Origin of the sequence: Rhodococcus sp. 05-2254-2 (assembly GCF_002259095.1) — a bacterium.
In the GTDB taxonomy this organism is placed as follows: Bacteria; Actinomycetota; Actinomycetes; order Mycobacteriales; family Mycobacteriaceae; genus Rhodococcoides.
This window is the reverse complement of record NZ_NOZJ01000008.1, coordinates 867,660-890,919: the sequence shown is the minus strand read 5'-3', so window position 1 is coordinate 890,919 and position 23,260 is coordinate 867,660. Positions and strand designations below refer to the sequence as shown.

22 protein-coding genes are annotated in these 23,260 nt (G+C 64.5%); 8 read left to right on the top strand and 14 right to left on the bottom strand.

What is annotated here, in order from left to right:
• From CH283_RS14430 to CH283_RS14405, 6 genes are read right to left on the bottom strand one after another with little or no spacing between them, the layout of a single operon-like run.
• Positions 1-1,275: an MSMEG_0569 family flavin-dependent oxidoreductase gene (locus CH283_RS14430; protein WP_068048691.1), complete on the bottom strand. Its 1,275-nt coding sequence runs from the start codon at positions 1,273-1,275 to the stop codon at positions 1-3.
• A complete protein-coding gene (locus tag CH283_RS14425) occupies positions 1,272-1,562 on the bottom strand; it encodes an MSMEG_0570 family nitrogen starvation response protein (protein WP_068048690.1) in 291 nt (96 codons plus the stop codon). The genes CH283_RS14430 and CH283_RS14425 overlap by 4 nt, the downstream gene beginning before the upstream one ends.
• Positions 1,555-2,448 carry a carbon-nitrogen hydrolase family protein gene (locus CH283_RS14420; RefSeq protein ID WP_094640561.1) on the bottom strand — a complete coding sequence of 298 codons (894 nt, stop codon included), beginning with the start codon at positions 2,446-2,448 and terminating at the stop codon, positions 1,555-1,557. The genes CH283_RS14425 and CH283_RS14420 overlap by 8 nt, the downstream gene beginning before the upstream one ends.
• Positions 2,445-3,860: an MSMEG_0567/sll0787 family protein gene (locus tag CH283_RS14415; RefSeq protein WP_094640597.1), complete on the bottom strand. Its 1,416-nt coding sequence runs from the start codon at positions 3,858-3,860 to the stop codon at positions 2,445-2,447. The genes CH283_RS14420 and CH283_RS14415 overlap by 4 nt, the downstream gene beginning before the upstream one ends.
• 1 nt (position 3,861) lies before the next feature.
• Positions 3,862-4,917, bottom strand: coding sequence for an MSMEG_0568 family radical SAM protein (locus CH283_RS14410; protein ID WP_068048686.1), 1,056 nt, complete (start codon positions 4,915-4,917; stop codon positions 3,862-3,864).
• 9 nt (positions 4,918-4,926) lie between these two features.
• Positions 4,927-5,451, bottom strand: coding sequence for an MSMEG_0572/Sll0783 family nitrogen starvation response protein (locus CH283_RS14405; RefSeq protein WP_068048684.1), 525 nt, complete (start codon positions 5,449-5,451; stop codon positions 4,927-4,929).
• Between the two features lie 250 nt (positions 5,452-5,701).
• On the opposite strand from CH283_RS14405, the gene CH283_RS14400 reads away from it, so the two are divergent.
• Together CH283_RS14400 and CH283_RS14395 are read left to right on the top strand one after the other, a co-directional pair.
• The gene (locus tag CH283_RS14400; RefSeq protein ID WP_068048682.1) at positions 5,702-6,082 is read left to right on the top strand and encodes a hypothetical protein; all 381 of its coding nucleotides are present in this window, start codon (positions 5,702-5,704) and stop codon (positions 6,080-6,082) included.
• A complete protein-coding gene (locus tag CH283_RS14395; protein WP_094640560.1) occupies positions 6,075-6,479 on the top strand; it encodes a hypothetical protein in 405 nt (134 codons plus the stop codon). The genes CH283_RS14400 and CH283_RS14395 overlap by 8 nt, the downstream gene beginning before the upstream one ends.
• Positions 6,480-6,638: 159 nt before the next feature.
• Here CH283_RS14395 and CH283_RS14390 read toward each other — a convergent pair whose 3' ends face one another.
• Entirely contained in the window at positions 6,639-7,067 is a 429-nt protein-coding gene (locus CH283_RS14390; RefSeq protein WP_032396781.1) for a type II toxin-antitoxin system Rv0910 family toxin, read from the bottom strand.
• A gap of 59 nt (positions 7,068-7,126) precedes the next feature.
• On the opposite strand from CH283_RS14390, the gene CH283_RS14385 reads away from it, so the two are divergent.
• From CH283_RS14385 to CH283_RS14375, 3 genes are all read left to right on the top strand, one after another.
• Positions 7,127-9,397, top strand: a complete 2,271-nt coding sequence (locus CH283_RS14385) for an ATP-dependent DNA ligase (protein WP_094640596.1) — start codon at positions 7,127-7,129, stop codon at positions 9,395-9,397.
• 226 nt (positions 9,398-9,623) lie between these two features.
• Complete coding sequence (locus tag CH283_RS14380; protein WP_068048673.1) at positions 9,624-10,838, top strand: lipase family protein; 1,215 nt, start codon at positions 9,624-9,626, stop codon at positions 10,836-10,838.
• A gap of 85 nt (positions 10,839-10,923) precedes the next feature.
• On the top strand, positions 10,924-11,913 hold the full coding sequence (locus tag CH283_RS14375; RefSeq protein WP_094640559.1) for an iron-siderophore ABC transporter substrate-binding protein: 990 nt from the start codon (positions 10,924-10,926) through the stop codon (positions 11,911-11,913).
• On the opposite strand, the gene CH283_RS14370 is transcribed toward CH283_RS14375, so the two are convergent.
• The 4 genes from CH283_RS14370 to CH283_RS14355 form a co-directional block, all read right to left on the bottom strand.
• Entirely contained in the window at positions 11,910-13,775 is a 1,866-nt protein-coding gene (locus CH283_RS14370; RefSeq protein WP_068048670.1) for an ABC transporter ATP-binding protein, read from the bottom strand. The genes CH283_RS14375 and CH283_RS14370 overlap by 4 nt on opposite strands.
• Before the next feature lie 87 nt (positions 13,776-13,862).
• Positions 13,863-16,178 carry an endopeptidase La gene (lon, locus tag CH283_RS14365; RefSeq protein WP_094640558.1) on the bottom strand — a complete coding sequence of 772 codons (2,316 nt, stop codon included), beginning with the start codon at positions 16,176-16,178 and terminating at the stop codon, positions 13,863-13,865.
• Positions 16,179-16,286: 108 nt separating this feature from the next.
• On the bottom strand, positions 16,287-16,988 hold the full coding sequence (locus CH283_RS14360) for a type 1 glutamine amidotransferase domain-containing protein (RefSeq protein ID WP_094640595.1): 702 nt from the start codon (positions 16,986-16,988) through the stop codon (positions 16,287-16,289).
• A gap of 65 nt (positions 16,989-17,053) precedes the next feature.
• On the bottom strand, positions 17,054-17,836 hold the full coding sequence (locus CH283_RS14355; RefSeq protein WP_094640557.1) for a putative protein N(5)-glutamine methyltransferase: 783 nt from the start codon (positions 17,834-17,836) through the stop codon (positions 17,054-17,056).
• 63 nt (positions 17,837-17,899) lie between these two features.
• On the opposite strand from CH283_RS14355, the gene CH283_RS14350 reads away from it, so the two are divergent.
• Positions 17,900-18,298: an MmcQ/YjbR family DNA-binding protein gene (locus tag CH283_RS14350; RefSeq protein ID WP_094611595.1), complete on the top strand. Its 399-nt coding sequence runs from the start codon at positions 17,900-17,902 to the stop codon at positions 18,296-18,298.
• A gap of 55 nt (positions 18,299-18,353) precedes the next feature.
• Positions 18,354-19,217, top strand: coding sequence for a pentapeptide repeat-containing protein (locus CH283_RS14345; RefSeq protein WP_094640556.1), 864 nt, complete (start codon positions 18,354-18,356; stop codon positions 19,215-19,217).
• Here the strand turns inward: CH283_RS14345 and CH283_RS14340 are convergent.
• Positions 19,174-19,383, bottom strand: coding sequence for a DNA-binding protein (locus CH283_RS14340; protein WP_094640555.1), 210 nt, complete (start codon positions 19,381-19,383; stop codon positions 19,174-19,176). The two genes, CH283_RS14345 and CH283_RS14340, sit on opposite strands and share 44 nt — an antisense overlap.
• Positions 19,384-19,418: 35 nt before the next feature.
• On the opposite strand from CH283_RS14340, the gene CH283_RS14335 reads away from it, so the two are divergent.
• Positions 19,419-20,306: an oxidoreductase gene (locus tag CH283_RS14335; RefSeq protein WP_094640554.1), complete on the top strand. Its 888-nt coding sequence runs from the start codon at positions 19,419-19,421 to the stop codon at positions 20,304-20,306.
• A gap of 10 nt (positions 20,307-20,316) precedes the next feature.
• Here the strand turns inward: CH283_RS14335 and CH283_RS14330 are convergent, their stop codons facing one another.
• Together CH283_RS14330 and CH283_RS14320 are read right to left on the bottom strand one after the other, a co-directional pair.
• The gene (locus CH283_RS14330) at positions 20,317-21,360 is read right to left on the bottom strand and encodes a glycerophosphodiester phosphodiesterase family protein (RefSeq protein WP_082898685.1); all 1,044 of its coding nucleotides are present in this window, start codon (positions 21,358-21,360) and stop codon (positions 20,317-20,319) included.
• Between the two features lie 314 nt (positions 21,361-21,674).
• Positions 21,675-22,649: a GGDEF domain-containing protein gene (locus CH283_RS14320; RefSeq protein ID WP_176460336.1), complete on the bottom strand. Its 975-nt coding sequence runs from the start codon at positions 22,647-22,649 to the stop codon at positions 21,675-21,677.
• Positions 22,650-23,260: the final 611 nt, after the last annotated feature.

Sequence of the window (23,260 nt, the reverse complement as noted above, 5' to 3'; positions counted from 1 at the left end):
TCAGACCATCTGACTCTGGGGTTGTGCGGCACTGATCTCGAGACCGATCTGGTCCGCCAGGAACGCGGCATCTCGGGCCACCGAGGCGAAGCGTCCCGAACCCCAGGTGTGCTGCCACGGCAGACCCAGGAAGTACAGGCCGGACACCGAGGTGACGCCGCGGTTGTGCGTCGGGTGGCCCTCGCCGTCGAACGCGCCGACCTTCAGCCAGCGATAGTCGGTACGGAAGCCGACGGACCAGACGACGGCCTTGATATCGGCGGCGGCGAGGTCGAGTTCGGTGGTCTCGGTCTCCGGACGCCACACCGGAACGTAACGCTCCTCGGTCGGCGCGCTGATTCCCTCGCGCTCGATGTAGGCGTCGATGTTGTCCTTGATGCTCTCGGCCACGCGGTCCGCAGCGTCGAGGGAGGCCTCGAGGGTGGGCGCGAACTGCAGAACGCCGTCCTCGACTCCCAGTAGGCGGCCGTAGAGTTTCATGCCCTCGGTGGCGAATGCGCGCAGGTCGATGTCTCGACCACCGTCACGTCCGGTGACGTAGTGGTTCGTGTTCTCGCGTTTGCCGACGCCGCCGGGTTGATCTTCGATGGAGACATCGTAAACCCCCATGTCGTGCAACCAGGCGACACAGTCGCGGCCGCGATAGAAGCGCGCGACGCGGGGAGCGGTGCCCGCCACCAGATGGACGCGGCGGCCGTCGAGGTGCAGGTCCTCGGCAATCTGGGCACCGGACTGGCCGGTGCCGACGACCAGCACGTCGCCGTCCGGGAACTGTTGTGACCCGCGGTATTCGGAGGAGTGGATCTGGACGATGTCACGGGGCAGCTTCTCGGCGAACCTCGGGATGGTGGGGATGTGGTACCCACCGACGGCGACGACGATCTGATCGGCATGCATGGGGCCGGCGGAAGTCTGGAGGTCGAAGCCACCCGCCACCGACTGGAGTGCCTGATCGACCGAAACGTGCTCTCGGACCGGTGCATCGAAGCTTTCCGCGTAGCGGCGTACGAAGGCGTACACCTCGTCACGCTGCATGAATCCGTCGGGATCGTCACCGTCGTAGGAGTACCCGGGGAGCGCGCACTGCCAGTTCGGAGTCACGAGGGTGAAGTTGTCCCAGCGGGAGTCCTTCCACTCGTGCGCGATCGTCTCGCGCTCCAACACCACATGTTCGATGCCACGCTGCGTCAGATGCCAGCTGATGGACAGGCCGGCCTGCCCGCCGCCGATGACGATCACGGGGTAGTTTTCTATTGCACTGTGATTCTCCGTCATAGCAATTCAGCTCCCGACATGCTCAGTACGCGAACGGCACCGGCCTCGTACGCGGCACTGACACCGTGAATCTCCTCCATCTGCTGCGCGGCCGAGGTGCACCGCATTCCGAACTTGGCGAGCACTCGATCGCTGGCGATCGTCAACGCCTCCGACGTCCGTTTCACGAACTCTGCCACCGGGTAGTCCTCGCCGGGCGTCAGGTAGTCGTGCATCACCAGAGACGGCGAATAGCAGGACTGTTCGCGTCCGTCGGGCCATCGAACGAGGAACGACATCTCAGGCATGGATCGGCTCCTTCGTGATGGTCCGGTACACGGACGGTCGGCGATCACGAAGGTTGTACATGCCGCCGCCACGTGCTGCGCCGATGAGGGCAGCGACGTCGACGGTGGCCGTGGCCAAGCCCGGTTCGACGCCCGTACCGGCGAGAATCTCTCCGCCGGGTCCGACAATCTTTGCGCTGCAGACGAATCGGAGAGATCCGAAGGTACCTGCCTGATTGGCCGCGACCCAGATGATCTGATTCTCGAGTGCACGAGCGCGGTCGTAGATGTCGAATCGCTGCTTCCAGCGGTCCTCTTCCATGTTCTCGACAGTGGCGGTGCGGGCCGTCGGCCAGGCCGAGATGGAGGCGACGATCTCGGCACCGTCGAGCGCCAGTTCCCGTGCTGCCTCTGGGAATCCCTTGTCATAGCAGATCTGCATCCCCATTCGGCCGATCGGAGTGTCGAAGGCGGAGTAGCTGTCTCCCGCGTCGTAGCAGAGATTTTCACCGAGCGGCTGGTGCACCTTGCGGTACGAGCCGAGGATTCCACTGCCGTCGACCGTCACTGCGGCGTTGTAGCGGGTATCGCCGTCCTTCTCGCAGAAGCCGAACGTGATGACGGTGTCACCGGCCATGTCGATGACTCGTCTGATCTCGGGGCCGTCGAGTTCGAGGGCCGGCGGCAGGGCTTTGAGTCGACGCTGCCGCGATTCCTCGGTCTCGTCACCCCCGCCGAGACTCGGCAGGTAGCCGCCGAGGCAGGCCTCGGGCAGGACGAGCAGTTGGCTACCGCGATTGCGCGATTCCTCGAGCAACGCGGCGATGGTGGCGTAACCCTGTTCCATGTCGCGTCCGAATTCGGCTGCGGCGACGGAAATAGTGATGGGCTTCGGGTGGGTGGTCATGCTTCTCCCAATCCGGTCACGGTGGACGTGACCGCGCGAGTGGTGATTCCGTCGGGCCATCGCAGTGCGACGCCCGGAATGTCGGTGAGCTCTCCGCAGACTGCGGACAGCGCAGGTCCGGACGGTGCAGTGGGTGCACCGGGACGGTCCGCGGTGATCATCGCGAACCCTGGAAAACACGTGATCCATTCGCCCATCGACGCTGTGTCGGGCTTCGGTATCGAGGCGACGTCGAGTACTGCACCCGTCCCGCTTGCCTCGGCCAACATTCCGGTGGTGCCGGCCAGGCCTGCCATCGAGACGTCCTTGGCGGCCTTGGGTGCGGTTCGGGAAACGAAAGTCGCCATGGCCGTCAGTTCGTCGGAGTTCCGACGAGACGACGAATCCCATTGCTGGCCATGGTATCCGCGTCGCCACTCGCCTTCGATGTCTGCGGTGAGCGTCAACCGATCGCCGACGCTTCCGCCCCCCGCCCGTACCGGTCGCGAGGTCCGGCCGAGTGCGGTGACCGACAGCGACGACGGCACCCCGGCCTGGGTGTGGCCTCCGAGCACCGGAACCTGCCACGCTGCAGAGGCGTTGGCGAGACCCCGGATGATGCGGGTCAGCCGACTCTGGGTAGGTGCTCCGACCGAATCGAGCATGCCGACGGCTCCTGCTCCCATCGCCGAGAGGTCGTTCAGATTGACCAGCGCGGCACACCAGCCGGCCCACTCGGGGTCACGATCGACCATGGACGGGATGATGGCATCGCACGCTGCGATCATGTCGCTGCCCGGTACCGGCACGCCGTCGTCGCCGCGAAAGCCTTTGGCACCGAGCCCGAGTGGCTGCGCACGAAGGGGAGCGAGTACCCCGGCGAGCATCGCCTTGGTCGAGGAGACGAGCCGTTCGATCCGGTCGATCGGCCAGTACATCGCCACGTGCGGCGTGTCGGCAACCTCGACGTCGCCGCGGCGAATCCACCCGAGGCGATTGAACAGTTGCTCGTTGCTCTTCTGTACGGTCGCGTCGAAGCGAAGAACACCTCTGCTCTCGGCGTGAGCGCAGGCAGCCCGAACGAGGGCAGGCCCGACGCCGGAGGTGCGCGCCGAAGCAGCGACCACGAGCCGGCTTCCTGCCCACCACCCCAGATCCGTTGCGGTGCAGGGTGCCAGCCGTACTCCGCCGAGAACAGTGCCGTCCCGGTCGGTGGCGACCAGAACGACTGCTCGCGGATCGTCGTCCACGTCGTCGTGATCGGTGCCGGCGAACAAGCCCTGTTCGGCAACGAATGTCGCTCTCCGGAGTGCACGATAGGCGTCGAGCTCCGCTGTACTTCCGCACGGCTGGACTATGAACCCGGGCTCGACGACAGTGGTTGCAGTACCTGACAATCCGGCGAGGTCGCCCAGTTCCACGACACCGAACATGTCAGCCTCCCGCGTTCTGCAGAACGCTGCACGCACCGCATGCCGCGCAGCCTGCCTTCTGTTCGGTTCCGAGCATCGCCGCGGCCTGAAGCTCCTTGGCGACGCGTCGGGTGACGTTCTCGAGAACGTCTCGGCTCGGTGCCGTCGCTCGGTCGATGTCCACTGCCAACGTTCCGGCCAGCGGCCGGAACGGAACCACGAAGGGGTAGACCCCCATCTCGATCAGTTCTGCTGCCCCGGCGACCAATTCGTCGGGATCCTCACCGAGTCCCACCAGGATGTACGTCGAGACCTGGTTTCGTCCGAAAACCCGAACCGCTTCTTTCCACGCCGCGCGGTACTCGTCCGTCGAGACCGAGGCCTTGCCCGGCATCCACCGGCGTCGAACGTCGTCGTCGAGAGATTCGATATGGATGCCGATGGATTCGGCTCCGGCGTCGTACAGATCTTGGATCGTCTGAAGATCGCCGGGAGGTTCGCACTGCACCTGGATCGGCAGCTGCGGAACCACTGCCTTGATGGCGCGCACGCATCGGGCCAGATGACGGGCACCGCGGTCCTTCGCGGCCGAAGTGCCTGTCGTCATGACCATCTGTGTGACGCCGTCGAGTCGCACCGCCGCCTCGGCTACCTCGGCCAACTGCGCCGGGGTCTTGACCGCGATGGTGTCGCCGGCCTCGAGCGAGGCCTCGATGGAGCAGAAGCGGCAGCGTTGATCGGCGTCGTAGCGGATGCACGTCTGCACCACTGTCGTAGCGAGGACGCTCGAGCCGTGGAGCTTGGCGATCTTCTCGTAGGAAATACCGTCGGCGGTGGCGAGGTCGTAGAACTTCGGACGGTCGACGGCCTGCACATCGAGACCGATGTCGTTGCCGTCGAACAACACTCGACCCTCTTCGAGGACATACGGGCTGAGCGGATTTCGCGGGATGGCTGCGCCCAGACCATCGATGCGGACATGTCCATCGTCACTCGGGCCTGCACCGGCAGTTCTGGACACCGGCGTCGCTCCTCGAATACCGAGCAACGCCAGATCCACGCGTGTAGAGATGGACATAGCCGTCTCCTAGACCATGTAGGTCGAATTGATGATGGCACCCTTGCGCGCGTAATGAATCAACGCGTCCTGCACATCGAGGGGATGGGCCGGGATGACACCCTCGATGAGGTCCTCTTCGCGGCCACCGTGCAGTGCGAGCCCGAAGCGGCAGCAGAACACGGTGCCGCCCTCGGCGATGAATGTCGCGAGCGAATCGTTGATGTTCTGCTCGCCCGGGAAGCCGGAGTCACCGGTCGTCGGAAAGCCCCGAGTGGCAAGGCAATTGATAGCGCCGGGGCCGTAGAAGTACATGGCCGACTCGAAGCCCTTGCGCAGAGCGCGCGTCGCCTGGAGCACAGCGACGAAGGAGACCGACGACTCGTGCGCGATGCCGTGGACCAGCGTGAAGTAGCTCTCACCGTTCTCGGCCTTGTAGTCGGGGAAGATCTTGGTGGAGCCGTAGATGTTGCTGCCCTTGGGGAGTGAAGGGTGCGGGATCTCTTCGAGCGACTTCTTGATGTTCTCGGCGATGGCCTGGTCGATGTCTGACACGGGTGTCTCCTGAAGTTCGCAGAGCTGGCTGGATGAGGTGGACGCCTGTGGCCACCGTGGGAAGAAAGGTCATGTCCGGCGAGAGAGCAGATCCTCTGCGGCCATGGAACAAGTACAAGCCCCATCCATTTCCGATTGGTCACACCCGGAACAACGCCGTGTTTCGAGGGCCTCACAGTGTTGACGTGGCGTTACGCGGATAGTGTGGAGGTCGAACCACCCATCCACTCCGAACTTGACGAGGAACTCGATGATCGGCGCCGTCACCGGCTTGTTGTACGCGTTGTCCCTGGTCGTAGGCATCTGGGTGCTCGTGAAGCTCGCCATGAACCGACCGGTCCTGCTGAAGAACAAGTCCGATCGAGCCCTGTTCTGGACCATCGCTGCCACCGAGGCCGTCGTCGCGCTGCAGGCCGTCATCGGATTCGTCATGATGTTCACCTCGGATCGAGACATACACCGACTGACGTTCGGGTCCTACCTCGTCGGACTGCTGTTTCTACTTCCGCTCGGGACGTGGTGGTCCCTGGGCGATCGCTCCCGCGGCGGCACCGCGGTACTGCTCGTTGCCGTCCTCACCCTCGCGGCCATGGTGCTGCGCCTGAGCCAGATCTGGGCCGGATATGCCTGACAACCTCCAGCAAGCAACGCGCACCGGATTCGGGCGCTTCCTGATCGCCGTCTACGCCGTGTTCGCCGTCGCGGCGACAGCACGCTCGATCGTGCAGCTCACCACACGATTCGACGACGCCCCGATCGCGTATCTGCTGTCGGCTTTCGCGGCGGTCGTCTACATCGTGGCCACGGTAGGACTGGCCCGAGCAACCGAGGCATCCCGACGCGTGGTGACGGTGTCCTGCATCATCGAACTCGTCGGAGTCATCGGCATCGGCACCCTGAGCTACATCCAGCCCCAGGACTTCCCGGAGCCGACGGTGTGGTCGCACTTCGGATCGGGCTACGTCTTCATCCCGGTAGTGCTCCCCATCGCGGGACTGTGGTGGTTGCGAAAGACTCGGCAGCGGTAGGGGTCTTCCGCAATTTTTGCTCCACTCGGACGGGTCGCACGCGGGGAATCTCTCGATCGAGGCCTTGAGTGGAGCATCCCATGCAGTCTCCAGCCCCGCACCGAGAACACGGTGCGGGGCTGGAAGAGGTTGTCGTGCAGCTACTTCAGCGGAGACGTGTCAGCTCAACGCCGCCAGGTTCGCAACGGATTTCTTGACATCGGTGTCCAGTGCCCGCGCCACCACCGATCCCACCGGACCGAACAGCACACCCCCGCCGAACTTCGCATCGAGTGTCAGCTCCGAACCGCCCTCGGCCTCACGCACATGGACGGTCAGCGAGATCCGCACCCCGCCCTTGCCGCGGCCGGACATCTCGATCAGCTTCGGCTCGTCATACTCCGTGAAGGTCCAGTTGATCGTGTTCTTGAAGCCCTTCACCTTCACCAACGACTCCACCTCGGTGCCCTTGCCGACCTTCTTCGGCGGCGGGCTGCACCACCCACCGTGAATGGTCATCCACTCGTCGAACCGATCGAGCGCGGAAGCTTTGTCCCACGCGCCCTGCGGATTTTCGGGCATCTGTACCGAGACACTGATCGTCGCCATGTATTCGAGCCTGTCACAACTCCCCCGCATCTTCAGACGGCGGCCGTTAACCTATGACGATGGCCACGCTCGAGATCGAGGGTCGGAAGGTCTCCGTCACCAACCTCGACAAAGTGCTGTTCCCCGAAACCGGCACCACCAAGGGCAACATCATCGAGTACTACGTTGCCATCGCACCCGCCATGCTCCCGCACCTCGTTGGCCGCGCCGTGACCCGTAAGCGCTGGCCCAACGGCGTCGACCAGTCGTCGTTCTTCGAGAAGAACCTCGCTGCGTCTGCCCCCGATTGGCTCGATCGGCGTTCGATGCAGCATTCCGACCGCGTCGTCACCTACCCACTGTTCTCCACCGCAGCCGATCTGGCGTGGCTCGGCCAACAGGCGGCCATCGAAGCGCATGTGCCACAGTGGCGGTTCGAAGGCACCGAACCCGGACCGGCCACCCGCATGGTCTTCGACCTCGACCCCGGCGACGACGTGGATCTGGCCCGATGCGCCGAAGTGGCCTGCGAGATAAGGGATCTGATAGGCGATATCGGCATGACCGCGTATCCGGTCACCAGCGGCAGCAAGGGAATCCACCTGTACGTCCCGCTGGAGAAGCCTTTGTCGACCTCCGGCGCGTCCACGGTCGCCAAACGTGTTGCAACCCTGCTGGAAGAGCGCTCACCGGACCGGGTCACGGCCACGATGGCGAAAGCGAAACGAACCGGGCGCGTGTTCGTCGACTGGAGCCAGAACAACGGCAAGAAGACGACGGTCGCCCCGTACTCGCTCCGTGGGCGAACACTCCCCACTGTCGCGGCACCACGCACCTGGGACGAGCTGGAATCGTCGGGGCTGCAACAGCTTCGGTTCGAGGAGGTCCTGGAGCGATTCCAGGACCTCGGCGATCCACTGGCACAACTGGACCCCACCATGGACTCGGCACCCGAAAGAAGCGCTGCCACAGACAAACTCGACAAGTACCGCAGCATGCGCAGCGCCGACAAGACCCCCGAACCGATACCGACCACCACCGAACCGCAGGGCAACAACGACACGTTCGTGATCCAGGAACACCATGCCCGACGGCTGCACTACGACTTCCGACTCGAACACGACGGCGTCCTCGTCTCGTGGGCCGTCCCCAAGAACATCCCGGTGGATCCGAAGCAGAACCGGCTGGCGGTACACACCGAGGACCACCCACTCGAATACGCGACGTTCTCCGGTCGGATACCCAAGGGCGAGTACGGCGGCGGCGACGTCTCGATCTGGGACAGCGGAACCTACGAACTCGAGAAGTGGCGCGACGACGAGGTCATCGTCGTCCTGCACGGAAAGAAGGCGACCGGGCGTTTCGCCCTGATCCGCACCAAGGGCAATCAGTGGCTCATGCATCTGATGAAGGACGCACCCGACAAGCCCGAGCCCAAGAACATCTCACCGATGCTCGCCACCGCAGGAGAGATCCTCGATCTCCCGGTAGACGAGTGGTCGTTCGAGGGCAAGTGGGACGGATTCCGCATCGTCGCCGAACTGACGCACGGTTCGATGACGCTGCGCACGCGGAGCGGCAACGACTACACCGAGAAGTTCGGCGCACTCCAATCTTTCGCGGACGACCTGGCCGAGCACGACGCCATCGTCGACGGGGAAGTCGTGGTATTCGACGACGACGGGGTCAGCAGTTTCGAGAAGCTGCAGAACGCCACCCGTGAGCAAATCCGATTCATCGCCTTCGATCTGCTCCACCTCGACGGCACGTCACTGCTGCGCAAGAAGTACTCGGATCGACGACGACTGCTGGAACTGCTCACCACCGGACTCGACTCGGTACTGGTGCCGCCGCGGCTGACGGGGACCGCTGCGGACGCCATCGCCGAAAGCAGAGAACGGGGCTGGGAAGGCGTGGTCGCCAAACGAACCGACTCCATCTATCAACCCGGCAAGCGCGCCCACACCTGGATCAAGCACAAGAACTGGCGGACCCAGGAGATCGTCATCGGCGGGTGGCGTCGGGGGCAGGGTCGTCGTTCCGGCGGGTTCGGCTCACTACTGATGGGCATTCCCGACGGGGACCGACTGCGCTATGTGGGACGCGTCGGAACCGGGTTCGACGACCGTGCGCTCGATACGCTCGCTGCCCTCCTCGACCCACTCGAGGCGTCGGACAGTCCCTTCTCCTCGGTGCTGCCCGCGGCCGATCGGAACGGAGCGGTGTGGGTCGAGCCTGTACTCGTCGGCGAGGTCCGGTTCTACGAGGCCACCGAATCCGGCCATCTGCGGCATCCGAGCTGGCGCGGTCTGCGCCCGGACAAGGAACCGAAGGCAGTGCGTCAGGAATGACGAGAATGCCCCCGGTCGAATACTTGATTTCTACCGAAGAAACGAGCATAGGTAACGTTCGGTTGCCATAAAATGAGCGGATGCGTACCGTGGCGCACATCGTTTCCGGGGGAGCGTAACAAGTCACGAGTCGTCAGCTATAACGGTTTGCGGGCCGGCTCTATGGGGGCTTGCCAGATCACTGCAGCGCTCGTCGCTTCGGTTCAGGCACGGAGGGGTTTACCACATGCGGGTTCTCAAGTTGGCAGGCGCTGTCAGCATGACGGCAGTTGCAGTCCTGTGTTCGTCACTCGTCGGCGCAGGTCAGGCAGTTGCAGCGCCGTTGTATCCGACGCCTATCGCCGATGGCTTCTACTCTCCGCCTGTGGATCTCGATGCGCTCGCACCGGGCGACGTGATCTCGAGCCGCCCGATGCCCCCGCCCCCAGGATTCTTCGGCGTCGACGTGTGGCAGCTGAATTTCCGCTCCACAAATTCGGCCGGCGATCCCATCGCCGCAATAAATACCGTGTTGGTTCCGCAAAACAAAGCACCCAACGGGCCGGTGCTTTCCTACCAACACATCATCAATGCTCTCGGTCTCGAATGTGCACCTTCACAAGCGCTGTGGACGAACGACCCCAATCTCCAGATTCGTGAAGCACCCGCACTGAATGCAGTACTGCAGCGCGGCTGGACCGTCGTCATCGCCGATCACCTCGGACCCAACAGCGCCTACGGCGCCGCCAGGCTCGGCGGACAAATCGTGCTGGACAGCATTCGCGCCACTCAGCGCTTCGATCCCATCCAGGTTCAGCAGAGCCCGGTCGCGTTGGCCGGCTACTCCGGTGGTGGAATGGCCACCGCATGGGCAGCTGCGCTTCAGAACGACTACGCACCCGAGCTGAACATCGTCGGCAGCGCGAACGGTGGTGCTCCGATGAACCTCGAGCGCATGGCCCGCGATCTCGGTTTCGCCCCGCACCCCATGTTCGGTCTGGCGTTCGCTGCCGCGCTCGGAATCGAGCGCGAGTACCCCACCCGCATCCCGATCAGCTCTCAACTCAACCCGCTCGGCAAGCAGATCGAGAGCCAGATCCAGAACGGGTGCACCAACGACATCATCGCGGCAGGCGCAGGCAAGAGCGCCATGGAGGTCGCTGGCACGCTGGATCTGATCAGCAGCCCGGAAGCGATCGCCGCCGTCAACGACAACAGCGTCGAGCTGTACCCCGGCGTACCGAAGGCACCGTATTTCGAGTGGCACAGCCCCTCCGATGCGTTGATCCCGGTCAGCGCCATCGACAACACGATTGCCCGGTACTGCCGCGCCGGAGTACTGGTGACCGAGGTGAAGGTGCCCAGCAACGATCACCTGACTGCTGCAGTGCTCGGTCTTCCGCAGGCACTCGAATGGATCGACCAGCGATTCGCAGGTGTACCGGCGACGTCCACCTGCTGATCGGGACGTCCGACCCCGGCACGTGATCGACGCTTCGATGAGTCGGTTAGGCTAACCTCGCTAAGTTCCGTTGCGAGGAGACCCCATGAAGAAGTCTGTCCAGCTCGTCGTCGCCGGTGCCTCGGTTCTGGCGCTGGCCGTCGGCTGCTCGTCCACCGACGAGCCCGAACCCACCGGTAACTCCGGGAGCGCCGACGGATTCCCGGTCACCGTCGATCACCGGTTCGGTGAGACGGTCATCGACACCGAGCCCACCCGCGTCGTGACGATCGGGTTCAACGAGCAGGACTTCGCCCTCGCGCTGGGCGTCAAGCCCGTCGCGACCCGCGGCAACCTCAGCTACGACTACCGGCAGCGCCCATGGGCCCAGGAAGCGTTGGGCGGTACCGAGATTCCCGAGGTCGGCAGCACCGATCTCAACCTCGAGCAGATCGCCGCGCAGGCACCCGACCTGATCCTCGGCCCGTACTCCTTCATCGACCAGGGCCAGTACGACCAGCTCTCCGGGATGGCCCCGACGATCGCCGACATCGGCGGCTACGAGAACGTGCCCGCCGCGACGTGGCAGCAGGAGTTCGCCGTCGTCGGCGAAGCACTCGGCAAGCAGCAGGAAGCACAGGACCAGACGGCTACGCTCGAGCAGAAGTTCGCCGACACCGAGGCCGAGAATCCTCAGTTCACCGGCAAGTCACTGTCTCTCGCGTTCGTCATGGACGACGGCAGCTACCTGCTGCTCGGCAGGGACGACATCCGCGCCCTGTTCTTCACCGACCTCGGCTTCGAGATTCCCGACGCCTCCGAGACCATCAGTCCCGAAAATCTCGACCGACTCGACACCGACGTCCTCGTCATCGCCGGCCAGAGCCGCGAGCAACTGCAGGCCAACCCGATCATCGCCGCACTCGACGTCGTCGAGCAGGATCGAACTGTCTACATCGGCTCGTTCAGCACCGATCTGCCCTCGGCCCTGGGATATTCGAGTCCGCTCTCCCTGGACTACGCCATCGACGGATTCACCCCGATGCTCGCAGCGGCGACCGACGACGACCCGTCCACGGTGGTCCCGGACGCTTAGCCGGTTTGTGCGAACTGCGTCCGATGCAGCTCCTCGTAACGGCCTCCCGCTGCGAGGAGCTCGTCGTGCGTGCCCCGCTCGGCGACTCGCCCGTCCTCGATCACCAGGATCACATCGGCTGCCCTGATGGTCGAGAGCCGGTGCGCGATGACCACCGACGTCTTTCCTTCCAAGGCCTCGGCCAACGCAGCCTGCACGGCGGCCTCGGACGTCGAATCCAGTGAAGCCGTTGCCTCGTCGAGAATGACGACTCGTGGCTGCGCGATCAGCAACCGGGCGATCGTCAGGCGCTGACGCTCACCACCGGAGAGTCGGTACCCTCGCTCGCCGACAACGGTGTCCAGGCCGTCGGGCAGCGATCGCACGAGGTCGGCCAGCCGCGCCCTCGACAGCGCATCCCACAGTTCGACGTCGGTTGCCTCGGGCCGAGGCAACAACAGATTCGACCGGATGCTCTCGTGGAACAGGTGACCGTCCTGGGTCACCATTCCCACTGTGCCGCGGACGGATTCGGCCGTCAGGTCTCGCACGTCGACTCCTCCGAGTCGAACCGCACCGCCGTCGACGTCGTACAGCCGTGCGATCAACTGTGCGATCGTGGACTTGCCCGCACCGGACGTACCGACCAGCGCGACCATCTGGCCGGGTTCGGCTCGGAACGAGACGCCGTGCAGCACTTCCTCTCCCCCTCGTGAATCCAGGGTCGCGACCTCCTCGAGGGAGGCGAGCGAAACCTTGTCCGCAGACGGGTACGCGAACCGAACGTCGTCGAGCTCGACGGCCACCGGCCCCTGCGGCAGAGTCCGTGCGTCCGGCTTGTCTGCGATGAGTGGAACCAGATCGAGCACCTCGAAGACCCGCTCGAAGCTGACCAGTGCGCTCATGATCTCCACCCGAGCACTTGCCAGCGCAGTGAGCGGGGAATACAGGCGAGCCAGCAGAAGAGACAGCGCCACAACCGAACCCGGGTCGAGCGTCCCCCGCAGGGCGTAGAAGCCGCCCAGTCCGTACACCACAGCCAGGGCCAGTGCCGAGACGAGAGTCAGCGCCGTCACGAACACCGTCTGCACCATGGCGCTGCGTACACCGATGTCTCGGACGCGCTTGGCGCGCACCGCGAACTCGACCGATTCCTGTTCGGGATGACCGAACAGTTTCACCAGCGTTGCTCCCGGTGCCGAGAATCGTTCGGTCATCTGCGTACTCATCGCCGAATTGTGCGCTGCCGCTTCACGTTGCAACCGCGCGAGGCGTCGACCCATCCGGCGAGCGGGAAGCACGAACACCGGAAGCAGAATCAGGGCCAGAAGCGTGATCTGCCAGGAGATCCCGATCATCACCACCAGGGTCAGCGCCAGCGTCACCAGGTTGCTGACGACCCCGGACAGCGTGGTGCTGAATGCGCGTTGCGCTCCGATGACGTCGTTGTTGAGTCGACTCACCAGCGCACCGGTGCGGGTTCGGGTGAAGAACGCGATCGGCATGCGCTGCACGTGATCGAACACCGCGGTCCGCAGATCCAGGATCAAGCTCTCACCGATGTTCGACGAGAGCCATCGATTGATCAGACCGACCACGGCGTCCACCAGAGCGATGGCCGCGATCGCCACGGCGAGCCACACCACCACGCGCAGCTCGCGCCCGTCGACGATGGCGTTGACCACCCGGCCGGCCAACACCGGCGTGGCCACGGCGAGAACGGCCAGGGCCACGCTGAGCACCAGGAACCCACCGAGGGCACGGCGATGCGGTGCAGCGAACGTCAGGATCCTGCGGGCCGTCACCTTCGAGAACGACGACTGAGTGTCCGGCCTGTTCATCGTGCGATACATCTGGTTCCAGGCGGTCATCTCCATGCTCATGTCATCAACCTCATGTCACCAACGTAGAACCTCGACATAGGTCGAGGTCAAGTGCGGATCCCCTTACCGACCTCGACTGCACCGAACTCACGCCGCCACGGTTGCGGCCGTCGGCTCGAGGGCGAGCGCGATGATGTCGGCGACGTCGGTCATCGGGCGAACATCCAACGCCTCCAACACCTCTGCGGGCACATCGTCCAGATCCGGTTCGTTGCGCGCCGGTATGAACACCGTCGTCAGGCCCGCCCGCTGCGCAGCCAGCAACTTCTGCTTCACCCCGCCGATCGGCAGCACCCGACCGTTCAGCGTGACCTCACCGGTCATGCCGACATCCGAGCGCACCGGCCGTCCGGTGGCCATCGACACCAGGGCCGTCACCATCGTCACACCCGCCGACGGACCGTCCTTCGGCACCGCGCCCGCCGGAACGTGCACGTGGATGCTGCGGTCGAGAGATTCCTGCGTTACACCGAATCGTGCTGCGTGCGAGCGCACGTAGGACAGTGCGATCTGCGCGGACTCCTTCATCACGTCGCCGAGTTGACCGGTGAGCTTGAGACCCGGATCGCCTTCGGTCGACGCAGCCTCGATGAACAGTACGTCGCCGCCGAGTCCGGTGACCGCCAGACCCGTTGCCACACCCGGCACTTCGGTGCGCTCGTGCGCCTCGGGGGTGAAGCGCGGACGACCGAGGTAGGTCACCAGGTCCGGCTCGTCGATGGACAGAACCTCGGTGGTGCCCACCAACTTCGTCGCGACCTTGCGCAGCGCCTTGGCCAGCAGGCGTTCGAGCTGGCGCACTCCCGGCTCGCGGGTGTACTCGGCCGCGATCGTGCGCAGCGCGGCGTCGGTGACCGTCACCTCCTCGGATGTGATTGCCGCCCTGTCCATCTGACGAGGGAGCAGGTAGTTGCGGGCGATGACGACCTTGTCGTCCTCGGTGTAGCCGTCGATGGTCACCAGTTCCATCCGGTCGAGCAACGGGCCGGGAATCTGGTCGATCACGTTGGCGGTGGCGAGGAACACCACGTCGGACAGGTCGAGATCCAGATCGAGGTAGTGATCACGGAACGTGTGATTCTGCGCCGGGTCCAGCACCTCGAGCAGAGCGGCGCTGGGGTCGCCGCGATAGTCCGAGCCGACCTTGTCGATCTCGTCTAGCAGGACAACGGGATTCATCGATCCCGCCTCACCGATGGCCCGCACGATCCGGCCCGGCAACGCACCGACGTACGTACGACGGTGCCCGCGGATCTCGGCCTCGTCGCGGACGCCACCGAGGGCGACGCGCACGAACTTCCGACCGAGCGCACGGGCCACCGACTCACCGAGCGAGGTCTTGCCGACTCCGGGCGGGCCCGCGAGCACCATGACGGCACCGGACCCACGCCCACCGACCGACTGCAGACCACGTTCGGAGCGACGCGCCCGAACGGCCAGGTACTCGACGATCCGATCCTTCACGTCGTCGAGTCCGTGGTGGTCGGCGTCGAGAACCGCACGTGCAGAATCGATGTCGTTGTTGTCGGTGGTGGTGTTGTTCCACGGCAGATCGAGCACGGTGTCGAGCCACGTGCGGATCCAGCCCGACTCGGGGCTCTGATCGCTGGCCCGCTCGAGTTTGCCGACCTCACGCAGCGCCTGTTCGCGCACCTTCTCGGGTAGATCCGCGGCCTCGACGCGGCCACGGTAGTCGTCGGCACCGTCGGGCTCGTCCTCGCCGAGTTCCTTGCGGATGGCCGCCAACTGCTGACGGAGCAGGAACTCCTTCTGAGTCTTCTCCATGCCCTCGCGGACGTCACCGGAGATCTTGTCGTTGACCTCGACTTCGGCGAGATGAGCCTTGGTCCACTCGATGAGTGAGGTCAGTCGCGTTGCCACGTCCGGGGTTTCGAGAAGGTCCCGTTTCTGCACGTCGGTGAGATACGACGCGTAGCCGGCCGTGTCGGCGATCGCGCCTGGGTCGGTGAGTTTGTTGACCGAGTCGATCACCTGCCAAGCATCTCGGCGCTGCAGCATCGCAACGACGAGTTGCTTGTACTCGGCCGCCAGGGCTTTGAGGTCGTCACTCGGGGGCACATCTGCAACGGTCTCGGCCTCGACCCACAGGGCGGCACCGGGTCCGCTGACTCCGTGGCCGATGTGCGCGCGGCGCGTGGCCTTGATGACAGCGGCCGGGCGGCCGTCTGCGAGGCGTCCCATCTGCACGATCGTGGCCAGGACCCCGTATGCGGCGTAGCGGTCCTCGAGACGCGGCGCGACGAGCAGCGTGCCGTCGTTGCTCGCCTTTGCGGCGTCGACGGCGGCACGCGCTGCCTCGTCGAGTTCTACGGGCACCACCATGCCGGGCAGGACGATCGGATCGGTCAAGAACAGTACGGGGACACGAACGGTTTCGGTCACTTCTCCTCCAAAGGATTGAGCTATAGGGGCTCAACTTCGAAAGCAGTAGTGATGTTCCCGTCGAAGTCCGTTGTTCTCCGTGGGCGGAACTCCGACCGTCCTCTCCGGCTACTTCAGCGCGCTGACCAGCTTCTCCGCGAGGGGACGCGTCGATGCCGGGTTCTGACCGGTGTACAGGTTCCGGTCGACGACGACCTTCGGTGCCCACGCGTCGGTGGAGTCGAACTTCGCGCCGTTCTCGCGCAACCGGGACTCGAGCAACCACGGGGCCTTGTCGGCGAGACCGGCCTGGGTCTCCTCTTCGTCGGTGAATCCGGTGAGCTCGTACCCGTCGAACGCCCAGGTACCGTCGCTGCGGACGGCGGGGAGCAGGGCGGCAGGCGCGTGGCACACCGCGGAGACCACCTTGTTGGAGTCGAGGAAGTCGATCACCAGTGCCCCGAAGCTCTCGGAGACGGCGAGGTCCTCCATCGGCCCGTGACCACCGGGCACGAAGACGACGTCGAAGTCGGACGCCTTCTGATCCTCCAGCTTTGCGGGCGAGGACAGGATCGACTCGATGGAGGCGAGGTAGCTCTTCTGATCCGCCACCTTCTCCTCGTCGCCGCCGTTGGCATCGACGGCCAAGCTGCCTTCGTCGACGACCGGAGCCTTACCGCCCGGCGTCGCAACCGTGATGTCCCAGCCTGCGTCGACGAACGTGCGATGGGACTCGACCAGCTCTTCGGCCCAGTACCCGGTGGGGTGCTTCGTGCCGTCGTTCAGGGTCCAGTGGTCGGCAGCGGTGACTGCGAACAGCAATGTCGTCATGGTCGAACAACCTCTCTTCGTCGGTATCCGATCCTGCATGCCACGCGGGAGCCCGATCGAAACCCTCACCGACTCGGTGTCGAACCGATCACCACGACAGCATCGAATGACTCGGATTCGTCGACGCGACCGGTGAATCCGGCGTCGACCACGGCTTGCAGCGTCGAATGTGCCAGTGCTGCACTGGTTTCGATGAGCAAGTGGCCACCGGGAGCCAACCAGTGCGGTGCACCGACGGCGACACGACGATGAATCCCGGCACCGTCCGTACCGCCGTCGAGCGCGATGCGCGGCTCGTGAAGGCGCGCCTCTCGTGGCATCAGCCCGATGTCGGCCGTCGGCACATAGGGCGCGTTGACGACGATCGCATCGAATCTGCCGCGCATGTCCGGCGGCACGGCGTCGTACAGGTCGCCGCGATGTACGTGACCGACCGGTGCCGTACCCCCGACACCGGCGAGATTGCGAGAAGCACACTCCACCGCCACCGCGTCGACGTCGGCAGCATGCAACTCGGTGACGCCGGCGACCGACAGGCCGACTGCCCCGGAACCACAGCACAGGTCCAGCAACACCGAAGGATGCAGCGCTGCAGCACATTCGACGAGAAACTCGGTTCGCCGGCGAGGCACGAACACCCCCGGTTCGACGGCGATACGTCGACCACAGAACGCGACCCAGCCGACGACATGCTCGAGCGGTTCGCCGTCGACGCGTCGTGCGAGCGTCGCGGTCAGCTCCGCCCGGGTCGACGCGGACTCGACGAGAATGTCGGCTTCCTCTTCGGCGAACACGCATCCGGCTCCGCGCAGTGCGGACACCACCTCGCCGTATTCGAGTTCCGACATCGACCGTGCCTTCCGGAGTGCTTTTCGCCCGCCTGCCCGCCCGCTGAAATACTGTAGCCCGGTATGTCGCACGAGACGACGAACTGGGAAGCCGCTGTCCGACGGTTGTGCCTGGCCCTGCCCGAGACCTACGAGGAGCAGGCATGGGTCGGGACGCGCTGGCGGGTTCGCGGGCGCACCTTCGCCCACGTTCTCGAGATCGTCGACGCCGCCCCGCCTGCATTCGCCGCAGCCGCCGGCACCGACGGCCCGGCACACGTGCTGATCTTCCGTTCCAGCGGCATCGAACTCGACGCACTCTCCGCCCGCGCCGGGTTCTTCGCGCCCGGTTGGGGTCCGCAGATCATCGGCATGCTGCTCGACGAGTCCGTGGACCGGACCGAACTCGGCGAACTGATCACCGAGAGCTACTGCGACCGCGCCCCGAAGAAGCTCATCGCACTCCTGAATCGACCACAGTGACCGCCGCGAACAAACTCGTTTGACGCTGCCTTGCGCCCCGGGACAGAGTGGACGCATGCGCGCGCCCGAGAACCTGCTGGCCGATTGCGGCAGTTGTTTCGGACTCTGTTGCGTCGCTCTGCCCTTCGCGAAGTCCTCGGACTTCGCCGTCGACAAGGCCGCCGGTGAGCCGTGCCGCAATCTTCGGCAGGACTCGCGGTGCGGCATTCATTCGACGCTGCGGGAGAAGGGCTTTCCCGGGTGCACGGTGTACGACTGCTTCGGTGCGGGCCAGAAGGTCTCGCAGTCCACGTTCGCGGGACGCGACTGGCGGCAGCAGCCGTCGAACTCGTCGGAGATGTTCGCGGTGTTCCCGATCATGCGTGATCTGCACGAATTGCTCTGGTACCTGGCGGATGTGCGCGACCGGACTTCGACCGCGCCGCTGCACGATCGACTGTCCGGCGAGTACGCAGAACTGGACGCACTGACCGAGTCGGCGCCCGAGGTTCTACTGTCGGTCGACGTCTCCGGGCTGCGTTCGCGGCTCAACGAGTTGCTGCTCGAGGCAAGCGATCTGGTTCGCGCCGAAGTGAAGGGCAAGAAGAACTATCGCGGCCGCGACATGATCGGCGCGCGACTGACCGGCGCGGACCTGCGCGGCGCGAGCCTGCGCGGCACATACCTCATCGGAGCCACCCTGCGTGGTGCCGACCTGCGCCTGGCGGACCTGATCGGCGCAGACCTACGCGGCGCCGACCTACGGGGTGCGGATCTACGCGGCAGCATCTTCGCGACTCAGTTCCAGATCGATGCGGCGAACGGTGACGGGTCGACACGACTCCCGCAATCGGTGACGCGTCCGAATCACTGGGTCCGAGACTCGACCGAGAATATCAACCGAGCGAGCGACCCGTCTGCTCCAACGCTGTCTGGATGACTGTCAATGCCTTGGGACCGACACCGTGCAGTTTCTTCAGCTCGGCCGCGGGCACTCCCGCAAGATCGTCCAGGCACATGTACCCCGCCGCGCGGAATGCCCCGGACGCGGGATTTCCGGTGCCCTTCGGAAAGTCCGTATGTTCGTCGGCTTCTGCTCTGCTCACGGGCAAAGTCTAAAACAGACCGGTAGCCTGGCGGCGTGCCCGAAAACAAGCAGAGACGCGTTGTCATCACCGGTGCGAACACCGGTATCGGCTACTACACCGCCTTGGAGTTGGTGAAGCGAGGCGACCACGTGACGCTCGCATGCCGTAACAAGGACAAGGCCGATGCCGCCGCGGCCAAAATTTCGGCGGAGGCACCCCGCGGAACCGTCGACACCGCCACCCTGAATCTCGCCGACCTGGCCTCGGTGCGTGAGTACGCTGCGTCGGCACCGGAGTCGATCGACGTGCTGATCAACAACGCGGGCGTCATGATGCCCGCAATGCGGACCGAGACGGCGGACGGGTTCGAGCTCCAGCTCGGCACCAATCACCTCGGCCACTTCGCCCTGACCGGCCTGCTGTTCCCCAAGCTCGCCGCGGACGCCAAGATCACCACCATCGCTTCCGTCGCGCACCGGCAGGGCCCCAAGCTCGATTTCGACAATCTTCAGCTCGAACGCGGGTACAACCCCCAGCGTGGGTACGCGAACTCCAAGCTTGCGAACATTCTGTTCGCGCTCGAACTCCAGCGCCGGATCGACAAGGCCGGGCTGAAGATCACCAGCAATGCCGCGCACCCAGGAATCTCGGCCACCGAGCTGTACTCGAGCCCAGACGGTTTGGGCAGCAACAAGATTCTGTCCACTCTGGCTCCGATCGGACTGAAGTTCTTTTCGCAATCTGCCAGTGCCGGAGCACGTCCCACGCTCTACGCGATCGATGTTGCGGGTGGCGGCACGTACAGCGGCCCCAAGTCCTTGTTCGAGACGCGCGGTAAGCCGGGCCCGGCGAGCATGACCAAGACCGCACAGGACCCCGCTCTTGCTGCGAAGCTGTGGGACGCCAGCGAGAAGTTGACCGGAGTCGGCTACCCGTTCTGACGGGGAATCGTCACAGGGCGGGCGCGGGCAATGCCAGTCCGCGTTCGCTCATGACGGTGCGCAATCGGTCGGGGTAATCGGTGATCAGTCCGTCGACGCCCATATCAATCAGCGCGCGCATGGTGTCGGGATCGTCGACGGTCCACGGGATCACTCGTATTCCGCGCTCGTGCGCGGAGTCCACCATGTCCTGGGTGACGTAGAGCTCGAAGTCGGGGTCGCCGACCTTCCCGCTCTGCGGGGTCCCCTGCACGGGCGAGTACGCCGACGCTCCGAACGAATCGATCGCGGCAATCGCATCTCCACCGAAATCGTCGACGTCGATTCCGCCCAGCCAGGGAGACGCACCATCCTGGCCCACCTGCAGGAAGTCACCGTTGGTCAGCGCCACCACCGGCACCTCGGGTTCGGAGTCGCGGACCAGTTTCAGTGCGCCCCAATCGAAACTCTGCACGGTGACCCGGTCCAGCATGTCTGCGTCGCGGATGGTCGCCAGAACCGTGTCGACGAACTGCTCGCGCGGAGCGGTTTCGGTGGGGCTGCCCGCCTCGACCTTGGTTTCGACGTTCAGCTTCACATCCGGCGCGTCGGCCGACTTCACCAGATCCAACACCTCGGTGAGGGTCGGCATTCGAGCGCCGGGCACGCGTCGTTGCTCCGGGTAGTCCGCGAGCGGCAGCGCACCGCAGTCGAGAGTGCGAATCTGCGCGAGTGTCAGTGTGTTCACGTACTTCCCGACGTACGGAAACTCGGGGTCCCCCGGTGTGAGCGCACGGGTGTCGACGCACTTGCTGTCCGAGACCTTGCGGTCGTGGGTGACGATCGCTATGCCGTCCTCGGTGATCTGAGTATCCAATTCTAGGGTGCTCACCCCGAGTTGCAGTGCGTTGGTGAACGATTCGATGGTGCTCTCGGTGACCAAGCCGAGTCCGCCGCGGTGCGCTTGCAGATCGAACGAGCCGAGCGGGGTCGGGTCCGCTGCCGTGTCCGTTCCGCACCCCGTCAACACCGCGAGAGGAACGCACACCAGTGGCAAGAACCGACCGAATCGCATGCTGGCCGAGGCTACGGAGGGTCGGTGTCCACCCGGGTTCCTCGCAGTGAACTCCCGGCACCATGCAGGTAGACGGAGATCGGTATTCGCAGCGTTGCAACATCTTTCGATGTTCTGTCGAGCGAGAAGGACGATCCAGTAAGCACATCCCGAACAATCTGGGCAACAGCAGGATCCAGTAAACCTCGTGGACGTCGCCTACGACCGTGATGTGCGGGTCGACTTCCACGCCCTCGTCCCGCTGGATGAATTCGCCGTCGGATGTTCGGGTCTTGACACCGATCGATTGGTCAGCAGGCTCAGTGAGTTGGGCCCTACATCGTCTCGAGCACCGTTCGATTTCCGCCGTCCGCCTTCGCCCGGTACATGAGAGAGTCCGCCGCGCGCGTGACGTCGTTGACCACGTCGACCCCTGATGTCCACGCGTCGGAATCAGGAGCGATCACGACTGCGCCTGCGCTCACTGTCACCGGTATCGGATCCGAGCAATCCGTCAGAGTGCCACTCACCTCGAGTACCAGTTCACACAGTTGTTCTGCCTCGCCGACGAGGACGGCCACGAACTCCTCGCCCCCGGTTCTCGCCACCACGCCCGACTTCCCGAGGTGACCGTGGAGACGGTCGGCAACGAGCACGATGACGGCATCACCCTGATCGTGACCGTAGCGATCGTTGACGCTCTTGAACCGATCGATGTCGACCAGAACGAGAACGAATGCCAACCGCTCACCGCGAGCGACCGACCACAGATCCTCGACGGCGTTCTGCAGTCCGCGCCTGTTCTTCATCCGTGTCAGCGGATCGATCTCGGACTGCCGTGCATCCTCGCACACCAACGACCAGGCGATCTGGGCGAAGATCGGGACACCCGACGTCGCACCTCCGGCGACGAGGACTGCGGCGATCGCATCCCACGGACCCCACAAACCCTGTACGTACGCGGCCGCCCCGATGTAGCCGATCACCAGATTGGCGAACACCAGGTGTGCGACGAGCAGCCTCGGTCCGAGAAAGAAGGTGCACATCGACCCTGTCAGCGCGAAGAGGAACGTGCCGATCAGCGCCGACGTGGGTACATCGAGAAGAATCACCGACGTGAGCCCGACGTCACCGAACACCAGGAACGCGACCACCTGCCACTTACGATCCGGCAGCGGCCCGACCAGCAACCACACGATCACAGCGAATTGCAGAACCAGGATGAAGAGTACGTAGGCAACAGGCCCCGATCCCGTCGGCCCGTTCGGCGACGCCAACATCAGGATCGACACGGCCGCGTACAAAGCCACGCAGCTCGCGAACACGACTCGGATCAATCTGTGCAGCGGACGAGTCGACTTGTGCACGAAAATCCAGTCGAAATCGTGTGGAGCAGCGAACCAATGGCGGATGACCTGAGCCGCACTGGGTTGCGGACCGAGCGGTGGAACGGTGACGCTCGAGTTCGACCTCGGTGACGAGATGGTGGTCGACCGTTTGCGGTGGCGACTCCTGGTCGCGCTGTGCACCTGCCTCGAACGTGGTCGTAGGGACGCATTCGATCGCTCGCCGTGCCGCGATACGGGCGATCGAGAGTCTTCTTGCATGGGACTCCCTTGTGAAACGAACTGCCCAGGCCCGAAAGCGTACCGATCATAGTTTCGGCTCGCCCGAAATTTCCTGATCCGGTCTCGCCCAGCCTGCGCAGCGCTCCACGGTCACTTGCCCAACCGATGTGGACACCTGCGCTCCACAAAAAAAGGGAGACACCCACTACTGACGGCGGTCGGGGGCGACAGCAGTAGCGGGTGTCTCATTGGGCATTCGCAGCACCTCGCAAGGTGGATGGGTTCCGGATGAGAAATTCTTTCGAAGTTTTTCGTCGACCCGAGGAATAGCCTGTGACCATGCCTTTCACAGC